The organism is Roseovarius gaetbuli (assembly GCF_900172365.1).
Lineage (GTDB): Bacteria > Pseudomonadota > Alphaproteobacteria > Rhodobacterales > Rhodobacteraceae > Roseovarius > Roseovarius gaetbuli.
On sequence record NZ_FWFJ01000044.1, the window covers coordinates 16,483 to 33,729 of the forward strand.

The following is a 17,247-nucleotide window of genomic DNA, read 5'->3' on the forward strand; positions in this document are numbered from 1 at the left end:
TGGCGCAGCATTCGCTGGCTTGTGCCGTTTCTCCTGTGCATGCTTTGCGGACGCACAGACGAGCAGCGTTCTTGTCTCCCAACAACAGTATGTCACCGCTGGTGACGGTTTGACAACACAAGGAGGCGTCAGTCCCGCTTTTCACCCGTCAAATAGCGAGCCAGAACAAAAGCTGCAGTAAAGGCAATGAGTGACGGGGCATCGTCCATATCAGCTTGGGGTGCCGCTGGCCTGCTCTGCGCCACGTCGACCGGGGCAGGTTTAGACCACCGCCAGAAAAGCGCAAGAACGCCCGCCCCCAAAAGCGTCAGGCCAAGCCCGATCAAGAGCGCCGCATATCCTTTCCCCAAGGCCATGCTAAGGCTTAAAAAGACCCAAACCGTCAGGAAGCCGATGCCAGCAACGCCGATCAGGTAACCGGACAGGCCCAGCATAAACAACGCCAACAGTTTGCATGCGCCGCCGCGCGCAAAACGCGCGGCTCCGTGTACCGCATCGTCGAAAAGGCGATTCATCGCCGCGACAGGGCGCCGATCAAAAGACCCGCGCCCGCAGCAAGGCCGATGGCCAGGAATGGGTGCGCAGCAACAGACCCTTCAAGCTGCGCCTCTGCGGATCGGCCTGTTTTCTCTGTATATTTCTTGGCTTCATCAAAGCCCTCGGCGATGTCCGCCGCCATGGCATTACCGCGCCGTCCTGCGATCCCGGCGACGGTCTCTGCCAGCCTCGACATATCTTCCCTCAGGGCGGTCAATTGTTGGCTCAGCTTCTCGAAATCGTCGGTTCCCGAGGCGTCTTTGGTACTCGTTTTATCTTGTGTCATTGAGGTCTCCATGGGGTTGGGATGGCAGGGGTGTGCGGGGCTCACGCCACGTCCTGCGATCGAGAACTAACGTTCAACGCGGCGCAAAGGCCTAGATCTGCACCACCTTCGACGCCTGTTCGGTGGCCTGTCCTTCGAACGCCTCGTCAGAAGCATCTGCCTCGGTCTTGGTCATCTGAACCAGTTGATCACGGTGCTGCGGAGGGCCGTAGACCGTAGAGATCCTGAGCGGATCATGGCCGGTGCAAATCAGGTTGTGATGCGTGCCCGCAGGCACGACGATGCCGTCGCCCGACTTGATCTTGTGGGGCACGCCGTCGATCACAATCCGCCCCTTGCCCTGTTCGATCCGAAAGAACTGATCCGTATCGGGATGACTCTCCCCTCCGATTTCTTCCCCAGGCGCGATGGACATCACAACCAGTTGGAGTCTGGACCCGGAATAAAGAACCCGCCGAAAGTCTGTGTTCTCTCGCGACACCTCTTCGATATTTCCGACATATCCAATCATGGCGCTCTCCAAAACTGCGTCACCTGCATTGCGATGACAGCCTGTTTGTACAAGAGCGCCTCTGGCGCGCACTGATCGTGGTTAGCGGTCCGGGCTTTTCTCCCCGTAGATTCTCGACCTGCGCCCGATCGTCTGGCGCTGGATGCTCTCCAAATGCGACAAGGTGCCATCCTCCCCATGAAGGGCGAGCCGACAAACATGCCGGCATGGGATGACCACGGCGACGCCCCCCTCGCAAAGAGATAGCGGGATCAAGTGAGAGCATCGTTGTGAATGACTAGTCTGGGTCCAGGGAGCGACGGCAACAATCTCCGCAAGCTGACGCAGATTAGTGCAACAGACCGCAATAACGCGTCAGAGTACTACAAGGTTGCCCTATTGATGAAATGGTATTGAACTATTTCCCAGCGGCGCACAGAAAAAGGATCAATCCCATGATTGCGAGCACACGATTTCTGGCCGTGACTACCGTTATTGCGTTAAGCGGCTGCACCTATAACGATGGTAGGCCAAACCAAACCGCAACAGGTGCGGTTATTGGCGGCGCGACAGGCGCGGCCTTGGGTAAAGTGATAGGAAATGACACACAGTCTACCGTCATCGGCGCCGGGATCGGCGCGGCGGTGGGCGGCGCCATCGGAGCCAATATGGCCCGACAGGAACGCGAATTAAACCAACAACTTGCGGGCAGCGGTGCCGTCATCACCAACACCGGCAGCGAGCTTCGGGTGATCCTGCCCGAGGGCGTGACGTTTGCAACAGGGTCCGCCACAGTGGCCACAGGCTTCTTGCCTGCCCTGCGCGAGGTCGCCCGCTCGCTGAAAACGTATACAAACTCGACCGTCCTCGTAGTGGGCCACACCGACAATGTCGGATCTGTCGCCTACAACAAAAAGCTGAGTCAGGATCGTGCTCTGGCCGTTGCCCGAATCTTGATCAGGGACGGTGTACCCTCGACCCGGATCACCTATTCCGGACTTGGCTTTAGCGAGCCGATCGCGTCGAACGCTACCGCCGCGGGGCGCGCGGAGAACCGTCGGGTCGAAGTTGTGATCACCCCCACAAACTGACCTTAATGCCCGCCATAACCCGACGGGCTGTTTCCGCCTCAGAGCTGCACCGACATCAAAGCCCGAGCAACAGAATTCCGATCAGACCGAATTCATCTGGGATGGTCATGAACAATATCCAAAAGGAAAAATTATGATGGCCAGGACGCAGAATTCCGCAACGGCAGTTATCGCCGTCTTATCGTTACTGCAACCACTTCCGGGCCTTGCACAGGCCAAAGCCCAGGCACCCGGGGCGATAACCGAAGAGGCGTTGGAGACGACGCTTGCCTGCCTCAAAAACTTTAAAGGCAAGCCCAAAGACGCTGAAAAGGCCTGCCTTGAAGAGTTGAAACTTGCCGAGGTTGAATGCCTTCCGGAACTTCTCCAACCTGACGGTCGTCCGGACAAAAAGAACAAGAAAAAGGACGCATCACCCGAGATGATTGCCGAGCGGATCGTGCGAGCGGCGAACGCAGAAGCCTGCATGGCTGATCAAGCCAAAGTCACAGCGGACGCAGAGGATGCAAAGAAAGCGCAAAATGCAGCCGATGCCACAGCGCAGGCGGATGTGCGCGCCGAAGCGGACGCGAAAGCCGCCACCGACCTGAAAGCTAAGGAAGCCGCCGAGGCCGATGGGAAAGCACAGGCAGAAGCCGACGCGAAAGCCAAAAAAAGGGCTGCTGCCGAAGCGCAGGCCCAAGCAGATGCCGATGCCAGCGCCCTGTTGCAGACCGAAGCCATAGCCGAGGCGGAAACGGCTGCCATGGCTGAAGCCCAGGCAAAAAAGGCAGAAGAAACCGCAGCCTCCGAAGCCGCTGCATTGGCCGCAGCCCAAGCAGAGGCCGATGACGTCGCAAAACTAGAAGCCAAGCGCGCAAAAGAAGACCTGAAATCTGCAGCGAAGGCCGCAAAAGCTGACGAGAAAGCCGCAAAAAGGGCTATTGCCGAAGTGCAGACCCAAGCAGAGGCTGATGCCCGCGCCTTGGTGCAGGCAGAAGCCATAGCCGAGGCGGAAACGGCCGCCATAGCCAAAGCGGAAAAAGAAGCGCAAGCCGAAGCAGAAGCCCAGGCGAAAAAGGCAGAAGAAACCGCAGCCTCCGAAGCCGCCGCCAGAGCGGCAGCGCCATCCAGAGAATGTGTTGTCGAACTGCTTGACGCCGCGGGGGAAACCCTGTGTGCGGATGACATGACACAAGCCGAGATTACTGCGGTCACCGCGGCGGCAACGGAAAACACAGACGTCGCGGTTACGACCCAAACCGTTACCGAGGAGACCACGCGCTCCAGCGCACAAGAGTTTGAAACCCCGAATGCCAAGGAAGGCGGTGGCCTCAGCAATCTTGAAAAGGCAGGCCTGCTCGCCCTCGGCGCGCTTGTTGTCGGGGCCATTCTGCAGAATGGTCAGAAGGTCACCGCAAAAACAGGTGACCGTGTTGTCGTTCAGGACGAATTTGGCAACTTCAGCGTTCTGAAAGACGATGACGTTCTCCTGCGCCAGGCGGGCTCCACGGTGCGCACAGAGACCTTCAGCGACGGCTCGACGCGCACATTCGTTACCCGTGAGGACGGCGTCCAGATTATCACGATCCGCGATTCATCGGGTCAGGTTCAGCGCCGCACGCGGATTGCGGCAGACGGTAGCGAGGTCCTGCTGATCGACGACACCCGCAAGTTCGAGCCGATTGACGTAAGCGCATTACCGCGCCCGGCCGTTTCCGACCTTGCCTATCGGGACACAACCGACCAAGCCGCCCTACGCGAGGCGTTAAGGGCCGCCGAAAGCCGCGATATCGGACGCAGCTTCAGCCTGAGCCAAGTCCGGGAATATCGTGAGGTCCGTAATCTGGCGCTGGAAATCAATCTGGACAATATTACGTTCCCCACGAATTCGGCCGCGATACAGCCGGGCGAGGCCAGGCAGCTCAGGGAAATAGGGTTGCTGATGGAGGAGTTTATCGCGACCAACCCGCGTGAGCTGTTCCTGATCGAGGGCTATACTGATGCTGTTGGTGACGAAAGCTACAATCTGTTGCTGTCAGACCGCCGAGCGGAAACCGTTGCGCTGGCCCTGTCCGAGTATTTCGGCGTGCGGACGGAAAACATGGTTGTGCAAGGTTATGGCGAAAGATTTCCGCTCATCCCAACACTGGAAGCGGAGCGACTCAATCGACGAGTCACGATCCGTCGCATCACCACTCTGATCCAGCCACAATAGAATGTCCGTCTTTTCTGGTCGGACCAACCCAGGTTATTGTGAACGGATCAGCAACCCCGTTAATTGCATGTACCCGCCAACCATTTGGCGGACAGATTTCCACAGAAGGGAAGACGTTATGGACAAGGATCGGGTCATCGGTTCCGCGAAGGTTGTCAAAGGCAAGGCCAAGGTCGCGATTGGCAAGACGATCGGCGACGCCAAGCTTGAGTCTGAAGGCGAGGCAGACAAGGTTGAGGGCAAGGTCCAAAATGCCGTTGGCGGTATTAAGGACACGATCCGTGATGCGTAATGATCCCCGTTTCACGCCCCCCAGAAGGGCGCGAACGGTCCTGCACCGTGGCTGCATGTTTGCAGCTTCATGATATACATGGCTTCAAGAAAATCGCAAAGGTCAGAGCAATGAACCAAAGCTTCCTTTTCGTCGTGATCGGCGCGCTCGCCGTCGTCGCAGTTGGCGCGAGCTATCTCTACTATCAGGAACGCCAAGGTGGCGTCGCCATTGAGATCAACGGTCATGGCGTGTCCATCGACGGCAATTAAACGAACTTGACTGGCTGTTATCTGGCAAATCTTATCACGCCGGTCACGCGCCGCACCGTTGAACGTCAAGGCGCTCAAAGGATCGGTGCCCCAACAGAAGAGGAAACGCAATGTCACTTGGGACGATCCTGATCATCCTTCTCGTCATTTTTCTGCTCGGCGGTTTCAGCGGGCGCTTTGGGGGCTATGGCTATGGCTTTGGTCATGCCGGGGTCGGTGTGCCGGGCACCGTGCTCCTTATAATTGTGGTTCTGATTCTGCTTGGCCGGATCTGACATCTGTGTCGCCGCCGGGTTTGCGCTATTTCAGAAGCGGTCCGGTCTGATCCAAATAGGTCGGATCGAACTTTGCAAATTCTGCCAGGCGATCATAGTCGTCGAACCGCACGGTGCCGCTGCGAAACGTGAGCATGCCCCATTCACGCAACTTTCGCAGTACCCGATTGGTGTGTACGGCGCTCAGGCCCAGTGCATCGGCCAGATGGTACTGGGTCAGAGGACAGTCAAAACCTGCCTTGCTCCCCATGCCGACCAGGGCAAGCCGCGCGCCAAGTTCCAGCAGGAAATGCGCCATACGCTCGGTCGCTTCGCGACGTCCGATGCCCACCAGATGCTCAACCACCATCGCCTCGTCACGGGATGCGGCCCACAGGATCGCCATGGCCAACCGGGGCGTGCGCGAAAATGCGTCCAGAAGATCAGGCAACAGGATCTCGGTCACGTCGATATTGGTGACCGGCTCGACGCTGTGATCCGACAAGTGGAACAACACGCTCCGTAAGCCCAGAAAATCGCCAGGGATCTGGAAATCAACAATCTGTCGTTGCCCGTCTTCCATTATCTTGTAAGAAACGGCCCAGCCTGAGGCGAGGATATAGGCCGCCTGCTCCGATTGCCCCTGATGCACCAGGTCGCGCCCGGCGACGAAGGTGCGGCGTCGCTTATGCAGTGACTCAAGTGCGGAAATTTCGGGTGCCGACAAAGCAACGAAAGCTCCCAGTTTTCGGCCCAGAGCTGTATTCTGCATCGTGATCATCCTTCCCCAGGAACACGGTTGTAGCCATACCAAGAAAGGCACACTGATAACTAATGTCGATCAGTACAAATTAGCTGATATTTTGCAACCTTACCCCCATGCGCTGTTCAGCTTCCCGAAATCGAGACACTCATTCTTAGAAAGCAGATTAAAATGCCAAATGATCAAATGCATTCAGGAGTAGCTGCGTTGTCGATCTGCGAGGCCCTGCTGCTTGCGTTGAACGACGCGAAAATCCTGCCCGAAAGCGAAATCATCGGCGTTCTCAAGGACGCCGCTGCTGTGCATGAAAATGCCGAAGGGTCTGACCGCGCCCTCAAAATGCACAGCGCAGTGGCAGCGCAAATCAGACTTATCATTTCCGGTGGAAACTCGGTCAGACGAAAATGACGGCCTTCAAGCAACCCAAGATTGAAGAGACCACTTGCAAGAGCCTGAACAGTGTCTGCGCAAGTTCGAACCTGCGGAAACGCCCTCGGATCTAACGCGAATTTTTGACGAACCCAACCGTCAATTGAACGCGCCCGCCTCAAGACAGCGCCGCAATGCGATCCAGTATCTGCGCGCAGCTGTGGCCGCGACTAGTGTCTTTATAGCTCTCCTGAACGCATCTCAAAAAGCACCGTTCACGGGCGCAGACCAACCTGCATCAGTGTGGGTCGGCAAGCCCAAGACCATCCGCGTGGACAACGGCCCGGAATACATCAGTCAGGCACTGCTGGATCGGGCTGAAACGCACGGCATCGCCTTGGCACACATCCAGCCCGGTCAGCCGCAACAAAACGCGTACATCGAGCGCGATAACCGCACCGCCCGGCACGAATGGCTCGACCAATACATCATCAACAGCATCGAGGACGCCCGGCATTTTGCCACCCAGTGGCTCTGGACTTACAACAACGACCGCCCGAACATGGGCATCGGCGGCATCACACCCGCAATGAAACTGAAAATGGCTGCGTAAGTTCTACGATCTCGTCACGTTAAAAATGGGGGGATTACCCATCCGCGGCGTCCCTAATTCTCCCGATGCTGATCCAATGGCTGGCTGACGGGGGGGTGCCGATTTCAATGCGAGGATCACATCGCAGGCCAAGTCGCAAGATCAGATGCGCGGGCGTGTCCAAAAGCTTGGCCAGAACCTCGATCTGGGTCCACGCCTGCAACGGTGTTATATCAGGCGCGATTTTAGCCAGCATAGAAACTGTTTGCACGTCTAGCGCCACATCACGCCGCTCTACGTCCAGCGCGTAATGGCCGGTATCACCAGCAGCTGGCACAAAAACAAAGCGCCGCCCCGTATGGTCATACGAGGCAGGCCCTGGATGCACCTGCCCTTCTAGCAAGTGGCCGCCAAACAGCGGATCAGCTGGTAATGCCGCCATCCACAAACACCACTTGGCCCTGCATATTGGTCGTACCGGAAATCACCAGATCGACCACTTTGAAGATATTCTCGTCATTCGACAGCGACCCCGATGGCGTGCGCCGCTTGATCGTGTCGAGCTGCTCCGGGCGCAGCACGGAGGACATTTCGCTCTCGAAGAAACCGGGGGCCACGTTGTTGATGAAAATGCCCGCCTCGCCCACTTCGCGGGCCAATGCGCGCATCATCGCATCCAGATACCCCTTGGAGCCCGCATAGACCGATAGGCCTGCATAACCGCGCGAGCCGCAGATCGACGAGATGTTGCAGATATTGCCCCCGCCGCTCAGCATCATATGTTTGATCGCCGCACGGGTCAGCAGTGTGGGGCCCACGATATTGATGTTGGTGATGCGCTGGATCGTCTCTACATCCGTGTGCATCAGCAGCTGGTCCTGCCCGATGGCCGCGTTGTTCACCACGGAATCCAGCCCGCCAAAGCGGTCAGAGACCTCCATCACAAAGGCGGTCACGCCGGGCGCATCCACCGCATCCAGCGGGGTGAAATAAAACGCATCGCCATATTTGGCCGACAGATCATCCATCGCGGCCGTATGGCTGCGCGCGAATGTAGCGACCTTGTTACCCGCCTCCAGAAGGCGGCTGACCAGATGCAGGCCAAGCCCGCGCGAGCCGCCCGAGACGATGATGGATTGGTTCTGGGTATGCATCGAAGTGACCTTTCAAAAAGGCGCGCCGGATCAGCTTTTGAGGCTGGCGCGCATGGGTATCTGTTTGGGGAAATCCCACAGGCGCGGCACGGCATATTCCGCCAGTGTGCCTTCGCAATGGGTGATCAGCATCTGTTCGGCGTCCGCCTCGTCCATGGGGGTGCGCAGCACTACACTGGCCACGGGTAGATTGCCCACCATCGGTGCCCGCCGCGCGGTGACCTGCGCCCAGACCACCTCTGGATGCGCCATCAGATGCCCCTCGATGTCGGGCGGAAAAGCTTTCTGCCCCCCTACGTTGATCATCGTGTTGCCCGCACGGCCACAGAAATAGACGCGCCCGGCGCGCGTCTCGACCAGATCGCCGGTGTCGATCCAGCCGCCCTGATCGCCGGTATTTCCATAAGGCGAGCGGATATAGAGCCGGTCATCCTCAACCTTGATAGCGATGGTGCGGCTGTCCGTGTCCGCCAGCAGTGCTGCGTCAAAGCCTGCCTTGCCGTCACTGACCACAATTGCCGCCCCCGCCTCGGAGGAGGCGTAGATATGTTTGATCCGCGCGCTTGGATAGAGCCCTGCCAGACGGTCCAGAATGGGCTGATCCACGATCTCACCACCCATTGAAATGCTGCGCATATCAGCGCTGGCCAACAGCGCCTCGTCCAGCGACATCAGCGCGTGACGCCAGAACGTGGGCGTCGAAGAGATCGCTGTGACAAGCCCGCGCGACAGAGCGGTTTTGAAGCTCTCGGCCAAATCGCTGAAATCGCCGGGGATCAGATCCTGATCCGCAACGAACATCCCTAGTGCAACCATCTGGTACCACGCATAGGATCCTATCTGATAGGGCAGGAACCAGCTGTTGGCAGGCAGGTCTGTCACCCGGTCAAAGGTGTTCAGCGAGGCATGGGTATGGGCGATCAGTTTGAGCAACCCCGTAGTGCCGGAGGTCAGAACCGTCACCCGCCCCGGCTGCACCTGCGCGGGTAGCGGCGTCCTGCCCAGCACGGCACCCGAGCCTGCCTCGATCAGATGCACGCCGTTTTCGGCAAAGCGTTCCTCGACCGCCTCGCTCAGTCGCGCCGCCTCGATCACGCCCCAGTCCAGAGAGTGCGCCATGCCGTAGGCCACCGCCATGCAGGCATGACGCATATCAGGGACCACAAAGACAACGCGGCGGTCGGCATACCCGGTCGGATCACCCGCCCATGCCTGCCCCTGCTCCAGCAGGTCTGCCCAAGTGCAAGGCGCATCCGCGCCAAAGAACAACCGGTTCCGGAGGAGGATCGACGCCATGACAGATCAGCCCTTGATGGCTTCTTCAAAAAAGTCGAGCACGTCTTTGACGGTCTCGATCTGGCGCATGGAAGCTGCCTCAAACGACAGCTCGCGGCCCACTTTGGATTCGATGCGCAGCGCGACCTCGGAAAAGTCGAGGCTGCGAAAGCCTGCCTCACGGGTGCTTTGCCCCTCGTCGGCCAACGGCTCGCGACCGCGCTTTTTCATCACCATGTTCATCAGATCAAGAATGTCGCTACGGATCATTAGGTCTTCCTTAGTCAAATTGCGCGGCATCTGCCGCTTCTGTTTCGATGTCGGCGGCAAGCGCTGTGATACGGTCGCGGACATGTTCGGGATATGCGTCGGTAAAATGGCGCGGCCATGGGTGGCGCGTGCGGGTTTGCATATGCATCATGAACCGCACCGGGCCTGCGATTTCGCTGTCCGGGCCAGTGACGATCACCCCTGCGGGGATGTCACCCTGCGCCGTGGCCCCCGCGGCGACAAAGGCGCCGCGGCCGATGCGCGTGCCAGGCATCAGCTGGGCGTTGACGCAAACCGTGGCCATATCGCCAATCTCGACCGGGGCTTCCAGATGCGAGGGGGGCAGCGGGTCATTCATCAAAGTGGTCAGCGAGAACAGCCAGACAAAATCACCGATGATGGAATGTTTGCCCACATGGGCATAGCCATGCATGCGGACAAAATCGCCAATCTTGCACGTCCCCTCAATATCAGAGAAGTTGCCAAGCCGCAGGTTTTCACCAATCATCGACCCTTCACGGATCACCACATGATGGCCGGTCTCAAGCTTTGGGCCAATGTCGGAGCCTTCATAGATTACCGCATGCGAGCGGATGTTGGCGTCGGCGCCAAGACGCAGCGGCGCAGAATCGGCGCGCGCTGTGGGGTGGCCGATCACACAAAAATCACCAATCTGGCAATCATCGCCAATTTCGACATTACCGTAGATGCGCACGCATGCGCCCAAGCGTACGTTTTGCCCGATCCGGGCCTCTGAACTGATAAGCGTATCATACATCAAAAAAATCCACTCGTGTCGTTGATCAGCGGCATAAACCATTTGTCGCATTTGACAAAATCCCCAGCCTCAATATGCCTTGAGATCAGTATCTATCTTTAGAGGATACGAAAGCCAAGGCACCTGCACGCGTAAGACGCCGGAGCGCTTACCGTCGAAACACTGTCAAAGACGTCATCTGCGTCAACAGACTGCGCAGCTCGTGATAGGTTTCAGGCACAACGATATCGGGAATGTCTTCACCCGTCACAGGCGTCATAAGGCTCTCGCCCAAATGCTCAAGCAACGCTTGGGCAGAGCCGCTGCGCGACAGGTGATCCTTGATACCTGCGCGGTGTTCGGCCATCCACGTTACATCGACATGGCGCAAAATATGCGACAGCTCTTGAATGGTGCTCCAGATCGGGGCGCCGGGGTAGCACATATCATCCAGCGCGAGCATCGGATGCATATAGCTATAGTGCAAGATCACCGGCAGGCCTGCGGCCAGAGCCGCCTGCATGGGGCGGTGTTCGGGCAGCGGGAAGGTTTGCATAAATATGGTGGCCCCGCAGCTCTGAAGGAACGCGGGCAAATCTTCCGGATAAGGATGCACCTCAAAGCATTCGATGGGCAAGCCGCGGAAAGCGAGCTCTTTCCTGATCCGGTTGAGAACAGCATCCGACAAATCGCCTACATGGATGTGTTTTTGCACCCCTGACTCCAGCACGGCGGGAATCGCCCGATCAAAACGGTAGTCGTAGTTTTGTTCGATCTTGGATGCATCTGAGCAGACTGTGATGCTGACCATAGGCGTCTGTTCGGTTACGTCCGGCCAGTCCTGTGCGGCCGTCCCGCGCGAATAGGAGGGGATATAGATCACCTCGCGTCCCGGTGTGAGCTTGGCGTAATAGGAAATATCGTAAGGTCTGCGCGCGATAAAACCGTCGATCACCCCACTCAGCCGTCCAAGGGAAAAGCCGTAGCCCAGAGCCGTCAACAGATGGATCCGTGCGGCATGTTCGCGCCGCAAACCCGCCATCAGCGCCACATCGTTTCGCGCGGGGTTTACGAATATCTGGCACGCTTTTTGCTTGGCCAGATACCACATGACCCAAGCGGCTTTCTCCTCTTGCAGGGTGTCGTTGTTGCGCAGGACTTCGATCCCATCCTCTTGCAATTCAGCGCAAAGCTCCGGTGAACTGGTCAACAGTTCGGTCGACAAGATCTTGATCTCGGCTTGTCCGCGAAACAGATCTATGATGTCTTTCGTTTCCTGCCACAACCCCTCTGCATCGTCGACCACACCCGATACCAAAAACACGACGGGACCATCGGGATCACCGGCAGGCGCCCCGGGCAACACATCGTATTTCTGACCGATCAGAGTACCCAGGCGCTCACACTGCCAATCCACCTCAAAGCTCGCGATGCGGCGGAACTGGCTGGCCTTGCGCAGGTTGACGTCATAACTGATCGCCGTCAGCAGCCGCTGCAACACTTGCAGGCCGTCTTCATGCTGGGCATTTTGCACAAACGTGTCGATCTGAATTTCCAGATCGCGCAGGCTGCCGATATGGCTGATGTTGGTCAGCCGGTACCGCGGCTGCGTCGTCACTTGCTCGGGATAAAGCGATACCGAGCGCAGTGAGCCGGGCGCGTAGGCTGCAATCTCCATCAAACGTTGGCTGAGATAGCAGGACGCCTGGGCGTCGCCCATGCCTGCCAGGTACCCGCGCTTTTGCAATTTGTCGTACAGGTTGCGCAAGAGGTCCTGTTTGCCCGGCCAGTCAAGCGAGGTCCAGATGCCGCCGCCATGGTCGTCATAGACAGACATGCTTTGCGGGATGTACAGGATCGGCCCCTGGCTGGCATGCACGTACAGCCGGATCGTGTCGCCGCGCACCTCGTTGAAAATCTCAGGGATATCAAAACTGTCCAGACCCGCGTTGTAGAAAACGTTGCGATAAAGCATGGCGCTGGTGTGGAAATACACACCTTCAACGGCGATTTCCTCAAAGGTCAGAATGGTTTTGCTGGGCTCGTGTTCGGGATGGAAACTCTCGGTGCGATCGATCTGGTTGCGCATGATCGTGCGGTGCGCAACACCGCCCAGATGCGGCTGCGCCTCCATCAGGTTCACCTGCATCGTCAGCTTGTCGGGGTCGATCCAGTAATCATCGCAGTCCAGCACATGATAATAGCGTCCCCGCGCGGTTTTCAAACCCGTCACAAAGGCGGCAGCATTGCCCGTAGGCTCCTCGTGGGTCACTATCGTCAACTGGATGTTCGTCCGCGCCGCCAAGTCCACTTCCTGGCGTACAATTCCGGCACTGCCGTCCGCCGAACCGTCATCGACCAAAATAATCTCGATAGGCGCATCAAGGGTTTGCGCCAACACCGACCGAACTGCACGGCGGATAAAAACCGCTTCGTTGTAACACAACATGATGACACTGACGGTCGGACGGAGAGCAGCCATTCCAAAAATCCATTTTATTGAACATAGGGTATCAGCCCTTCAATGCCTCTTCCCAGGCTAGGACCTGCCAGAAAGTGGGCAAAGTTGCAACTCCACAGCGCCATGCTGGCCGACAATTGTCCGCCATTTTCCCTAGCCGGAATAGCCTGGGATCGCAAGGCCAGCGGTTACAAGATGAAATCTTCCACACCCAGCAAACCAGCCTGCCAGACCTGAATGGAGAAATCATGAATGCCGTCCCCGTTCACATCCCCCAGGACAAAACCGTCTATAGTGGTGACGCCGGCGCGTCCAAGACTGAAACCAAAGCTCATACCCATGGCCGTTAAATCAATCATGTCCTGACCCGGCACAAAGTCCGCAATCAAATCGCGCTGCGCCCCGTTGCCCGCATGAGCCGCCGAGGCAAAGACAAACACATCCGCCCCGGCACCGCCCGAGATAAAATCACGGCCCGTGCCGGAATGGATCGTGTCGTTGCCGATGCTTGCATAAATGGTGTTGCGCCCCGCGCCCGCCGTGATCAGATCATTACCCGCGCCAGCGCCCACAAAGTCGTTGCCCAAACCAAGATAGATCGCATCATCGCCCGCACCGCCGTACATCTCATCATCGCCCGCACCACCCGCCAGCAGGTCGCCCGCATCGCCCGCCCGCATCCAGTCGTTGCCGTCATTGCCAAAGAGACGGTTGGGCCCGCCGCCGCCCACGATGATGTCGCGGCCCCAGCCCCCCTGAACCTCGTCGCGGCCCAGGCCGGTATAGATCAGATTGGTGCCCGCTACGCCTATGATCAGGTCATTACCCGCCCCACCGCCCACAAAGTCGTTGCCCAAACCAAGATAGATCGCATCATCGCCCGCACCGCCGTACAGCTCATCATCGCCCGCACCACCCGCCAGCAGATCGCCCGCATCGCCCGCCCGCATCCAGTCGTTGCCGTCATTGCCAAAGAGACGGTTGGGCCCGCCCCCGCCCACGATGATGTCGCGGCCCCAGCCCCCCTGAACCTCGTCGCGGCCCAGGCCGGTATAGATCAGATTGGTGCCCGCTCCGCCTATGATCAGGTCGTTACCGGCCCCTCCGCCCGAGAAATCATTACCCACGCCAAGATAGATCTCATCATTGCCAGCCCCCCCGAACAAGGCGTCGTCCCCCTCTCCACCACCCAGCAGATCCGCGCCATCGCCGCCGGTGATCGTGTCATTTCCTTCATTGCCAAGCAGCCGGTTGTTGCCGACACCACCGCCCCAAATTTCGTCTGCGCCCGAGCCTCCCTGCACCGTGTCCGATCCAGCGCCCCCGTAAATCAAGTTGCGGCCCGATCCGGCGACAATCAGGTCATCGCCCGCACCACCACCGATCGTGGCATCCCCCCAGCTGCTGGTGATCGTATCATTGCCCTCCATGCCCAGGGCCATACCCCCGGGCCCGCCCAAGGCCAGCTGTTCGCTGCGCGCCGTACCTGTGAAATTCTGTGGATTCTGTGGCGGGTCATAGCGCGTCAGAGCCAGCATATCTTCATGCAGAAAACTCTCCGGTGCGATCGCCTGGCCAATGCTTGACCGCACCACGATATCCGTATCGCGAAACGAGATGATTGCGCCCTGCCCGGTGCGGGTGATCTCCAGTTGCTGCGTGCTGCGCAGCATGGGAAACAAGCTCAGATCAATGCGGTCATAGCCCAGCTGAAAGTCATCAATATACAGGGTGTGCCCGTTGTGTTCAGCCACAAAGATATCGGCCCCGAGGCCGCCGAGCATCCGCAGGTCCCCGCCCTCGGCACTGGCGCGCAGAATATCGTCTCCCGCCCCGCCGGTGAGATCTGTCGTCCCAGACCCCGCAGTCAGAACGTCTGCTCCCGCCGTACCGGTTATGCTCCCCGCACCACCTGTCTGCATCACGCCGGTCTGACCCAGATCAAAAGAGAATTGTGTGATGCCCGTCTCTGACTCGCTGGTGACAAACACCTGCGCGCTTGCACCGGTTTGTACGGCTGCAATGGCGGTAACGTTCTGCAAGGTGGTCGGCTGTGTATCGGCAAGCGTATCGAGATGAATCAACCGGCCATCCCCCAGCAGCGCCATCAGGGTGACCCCGTCGTCTGCCCCGCCGACCAGCACAAAACTGCGGTCCCCGATGGTAAAGGTCTCCAGCGCAGTGACATTTTGAAACCGGGTGTCCAGCCCGTCTACCAGATGTTCGACCGGGATCAGCTGACCCTGCGGCGTGACGCGCAGCACGGTCAGCGACGAACTTCCCGCGCCGCCGACAATGGCATAGCCCGTACCCTCGACCGTGGCAGTTGCCACCAAATGGGCAGTGCTGAAACCCACACCGCTTTCGAGACTGTCAAGGCGATCAACGGCACGAGGCTGCCCCCCCGCATCCACACGGTAGCTGACAATCACGTCGTCAATCGGCGAGACACCGATCACAAAGGCCGCTCCGCCAAGGGTGATCTGTGCCATGTCGGTAATATCAGGGCCTGATGTGTCGGCGCGCCCCTCCAGTGACATCCCGCCCTGACCATCCAGACTGTAGACACCGATGCCGCCCGTTCCAGACAGGCTGGCGACAACGTAGCCGACACTGCCTGTGACAAGCTGGGTCAGTGCCAACAGATTCGACAGCGACAAACTGTTATCGGATAAATTCATCTCGCTGGTGAGATTTCCGTCTCCGTTCAGCGCCCAGGCCGATTGATACCCGGCTGTCACGCCGGTTGGCAGGATAAACGAGCCCTGGTCGTAGGACACAACCGCTATCTTGGGCGTCCCGAGACGGCCGATATTGCCATCAAAATCACGCTGGGACATGCGCAGAGCCGCACCCGGGCCCGTAACGTCATAAGCGGCCAGCCCGCCGCGCACCTCGCCGTTTATTTCACCCGGGCGGTTTGTCGAATAGAGCTTTGCTCCTGTGGTCGTTGCAACAACCGACAAGTCGGTAATACCAGAAGAGTACCTGTCATCGCCAACGGAAACCGTTGCGATATAGCGCAAGCCCACCATAGTTTAACACCTTGTACCACGCCCCCACGTGCGTGAATCAAGGTATGTGACCAGGCTTAACGCCTCCTCGCCAAATTAAGACTTTATCAAGGCCTATTAAGAAAATCTAAGACGTTATTTTATAAGTTTTAAAACACGTTTCGGCATATGTGCTTCGCATCATTCACAGCTGCCGTCGGGTAGGTAGCCAAACTCTTCCATAAGAGGTGCGCAGACCTCGTTGACCACTTCGCGAATATGTGGGGACAGAGGAGACAGACGGCTCGAGAGGTCGATCTTGCCGTGATATTTGGGTGAATACCATGGATCAGCCTGCTCTTCGGCCGTGGTCTCGTGGCCGTCCTCTTTCCAGATGTTGTCCGGGTTGATCCCCGGCATTCCCGTGAATTCGCGCAATGCCTGGATTGTCTCGGGTTCGTTCAGATCCTCGTAGCGCAGACACATCAATACACCTTCGAGAATGGGATCATCGATGTGGGCATAACTGTTAAGATAATCATGGGCCGCAAAATGGATCAGCTCGTCGTCAAATTCATTCCCCTCGCGCTCGACCACCTCTTGCAGGGAGCGCATAACGTTATGGGGGTGGCGCAACACGGTGACGTATTGCGACGGCCAGCCGAGGACCTCCCGCATCATCGGAAAATACGGCGTCAGCAACGGGTCCTTGACGCACAGCACACGCGGATAGGCCAGCACCCGCGCAATATAGGTCAGCTGCATGGTGACCAGCTTGCGGATGTGCAGCTTGAAGTGCTCGGGCTCGCGAAAGAACCCGCTTGTATGACCCTGCCATTTCTCAATGCCGACACCATAGGATTCCAGAACCGGCCGCACATAACTGATCTCGGGGTGATAGCGGTTGGCTGCCGGAGCTGTACACAAAAGCGCATGGGTCACGCTGGTTCCCGACCGCGGTGCGCCGCCTACAAAAACGACTTTACTTGGTGGATCGCCTTCAGGCGGAATAACAGGCTGTTGGGTCATGGCTGGACATCCTCAAATTACATCGCGGAATTTAGGCTCTGGCAAACCGATTGACCAGCCCCATGGCGCTCGGCCTTTGAGCTTTTTCACGCGTTTCGCACGAGGTGTTCCAGGGCTTTTTGCATGGCTTTGGAGTGCTGGGGGCTGTCGACGAAGACGGGATTGCGGGCGGCTTGTTTCAGGCGG

Annotated in this window: 18 protein-coding genes and 1 pseudogene; 6 read left to right on the forward strand and 13 right to left on the reverse strand. The window is 58.2% G+C overall.

The genetic code is table 11. The features are described from left to right. Positions 1 to 128: 128 nt before the first annotated feature. From ROG8370_RS16480 to ROG8370_RS16490, 3 genes are all read right to left on the reverse strand, one after another. A complete protein-coding gene (locus ROG8370_RS16480) occupies positions 129 to 434 on the reverse strand; it encodes a hypothetical protein (RefSeq protein WP_139838194.1) in 306 nt (101 codons plus the stop codon). A gap of 77 nt (positions 435 to 511) precedes the next feature. After that, positions 512 to 823, reverse strand: a complete 312-nt coding sequence (locus ROG8370_RS16485; protein ID WP_170925278.1) for a DUF883 C-terminal domain-containing protein — start codon at positions 821 to 823, stop codon at positions 512 to 514. Positions 824 to 914: 91 nt separating this feature from the next. Beyond that, a complete protein-coding gene (locus ROG8370_RS16490) occupies positions 915 to 1,334 on the reverse strand; it encodes a cupin domain-containing protein (protein ID WP_085828268.1) in 420 nt (139 codons plus the stop codon). A 434-nt stretch (positions 1,335 to 1,768) separates the two neighbouring features. Between ROG8370_RS16490 and ROG8370_RS16495 the strand changes: the two genes are divergently transcribed. The 3 genes from ROG8370_RS16495 to ROG8370_RS16505 all read left to right on the forward strand — a co-directional run bounded on the left by ROG8370_RS16495 (position 1,769) and on the right by ROG8370_RS16505 (position 4,893). Continuing rightward, positions 1,769 to 2,404, forward strand: coding sequence for a YiaD family glycine zipper/OmpA-like lipoprotein (locus tag ROG8370_RS16495; protein WP_170925279.1), 636 nt, complete (start codon positions 1,769 to 1,771; stop codon positions 2,402 to 2,404). 136 nt (positions 2,405 to 2,540) lie between these two features. After that, complete coding sequence (locus tag ROG8370_RS16500; protein ID WP_170925280.1) at positions 2,541 to 4,601, forward strand: OmpA family protein; 2,061 nt, start codon at positions 2,541 to 2,543, stop codon at positions 4,599 to 4,601. Positions 4,602 to 4,719: 118 nt separating this feature from the next. Beyond that, on the forward strand, positions 4,720 to 4,893 hold the full coding sequence (locus ROG8370_RS16505; RefSeq protein WP_085828271.1) for a CsbD family protein: 174 nt from the start codon (positions 4,720 to 4,722) through the stop codon (positions 4,891 to 4,893). 11 nt (positions 4,894 to 4,904) lie between these two features. Here the strand turns inward: ROG8370_RS16505 and ROG8370_RS20655 are convergent, their stop codons facing one another. After that, the gene (locus ROG8370_RS20655; RefSeq protein ID WP_170925281.1) at positions 4,905 to 5,261 is read right to left on the reverse strand and encodes a hypothetical protein; all 357 of its coding nucleotides are present in this window, start codon (positions 5,259 to 5,261) and stop codon (positions 4,905 to 4,907) included. On the opposite strand from ROG8370_RS20655, the gene ROG8370_RS16510 reads away from it, so the two are divergent. After that, the gene (locus ROG8370_RS16510; protein ID WP_085828272.1) at positions 5,255 to 5,419 is read left to right on the forward strand and encodes a DUF3309 family protein; all 165 of its coding nucleotides are present in this window, start codon (positions 5,255 to 5,257) and stop codon (positions 5,417 to 5,419) included. The genes ROG8370_RS20655 and ROG8370_RS16510 overlap by 7 nt on opposite strands. A gap of 25 nt (positions 5,420 to 5,444) precedes the next feature. On the opposite strand, the gene ROG8370_RS16515 is transcribed toward ROG8370_RS16510, so the two are convergent. Continuing rightward, positions 5,445 to 6,170, reverse strand: a complete 726-nt coding sequence (locus ROG8370_RS16515; protein ID WP_370738350.1) for a Crp/Fnr family transcriptional regulator — start codon at positions 6,168 to 6,170, stop codon at positions 5,445 to 5,447. A gap of 162 nt (positions 6,171 to 6,332) precedes the next feature. On the opposite strand from ROG8370_RS16515, the gene ROG8370_RS16520 reads away from it, so the two are divergent. Next, positions 6,333 to 6,569, forward strand: a complete 237-nt coding sequence (locus ROG8370_RS16520; RefSeq protein ID WP_085828274.1) for a hypothetical protein — start codon at positions 6,333 to 6,335, stop codon at positions 6,567 to 6,569. Between the two features lie 265 nt (positions 6,570 to 6,834). Continuing rightward, a pseudogene (locus tag ROG8370_RS16525) lies at positions 6,835 to 7,143 on the forward strand (transposase); the annotation flags it as partial. A gap of 34 nt (positions 7,144 to 7,177) precedes the next feature. Here the strand turns inward: ROG8370_RS16525 and ROG8370_RS16530 are convergent. The 8 genes from ROG8370_RS16530 to ROG8370_RS16565 all read right to left on the reverse strand — a co-directional run bounded on the left by ROG8370_RS16530 (position 7,178) and on the right by ROG8370_RS16565 (position 17,061). Next, complete coding sequence (locus ROG8370_RS16530; RefSeq protein ID WP_085828275.1) at positions 7,178 to 7,564, reverse strand: hypothetical protein; 387 nt, start codon at positions 7,562 to 7,564, stop codon at positions 7,178 to 7,180. Beyond that, entirely contained in the window at positions 7,545 to 8,276 is a 732-nt protein-coding gene (locus ROG8370_RS16535; protein ID WP_085828276.1) for an SDR family NAD(P)-dependent oxidoreductase, read from the reverse strand. The genes ROG8370_RS16530 and ROG8370_RS16535 overlap by 20 nt, the downstream gene beginning before the upstream one ends. Positions 8,277 to 8,306: 30 nt before the next feature. Continuing rightward, entirely contained in the window at positions 8,307 to 9,572 is a 1,266-nt protein-coding gene (locus tag ROG8370_RS16540) for an AMP-binding protein (protein WP_085828277.1), read from the reverse strand. A gap of 6 nt (positions 9,573 to 9,578) precedes the next feature. After that, positions 9,579 to 9,821 carry a hypothetical protein gene (locus tag ROG8370_RS16545; RefSeq protein WP_212580097.1) on the reverse strand — a complete coding sequence of 81 codons (243 nt, stop codon included), beginning with the start codon at positions 9,819 to 9,821 and terminating at the stop codon, positions 9,579 to 9,581. A gap of 10 nt (positions 9,822 to 9,831) precedes the next feature. Continuing rightward, on the reverse strand, positions 9,832 to 10,599 hold the full coding sequence (locus ROG8370_RS16550; RefSeq protein WP_085828284.1) for a hypothetical protein: 768 nt from the start codon (positions 10,597 to 10,599) through the stop codon (positions 9,832 to 9,834). 148 nt (positions 10,600 to 10,747) lie between these two features. Continuing rightward, on the reverse strand, positions 10,748 to 13,060 hold the full coding sequence (locus ROG8370_RS16555; protein WP_085828278.1) for a glycosyltransferase family 2 protein: 2,313 nt from the start codon (positions 13,058 to 13,060) through the stop codon (positions 10,748 to 10,750). 167 nt (positions 13,061 to 13,227) lie between these two features. Beyond that, positions 13,228 to 16,074 carry a calcium-binding protein gene (locus ROG8370_RS16560; protein WP_085828279.1) on the reverse strand — a complete coding sequence of 949 codons (2,847 nt, stop codon included), beginning with the start codon at positions 16,072 to 16,074 and terminating at the stop codon, positions 13,228 to 13,230. Positions 16,075 to 16,233: 159 nt separating this feature from the next. After that, complete coding sequence (locus ROG8370_RS16565) at positions 16,234 to 17,061, reverse strand: sulfotransferase family protein (protein ID WP_085828280.1); 828 nt, start codon at positions 17,059 to 17,061, stop codon at positions 16,234 to 16,236. Between the last annotated feature and the right edge of the window lie 186 nt (positions 17,062 to 17,247).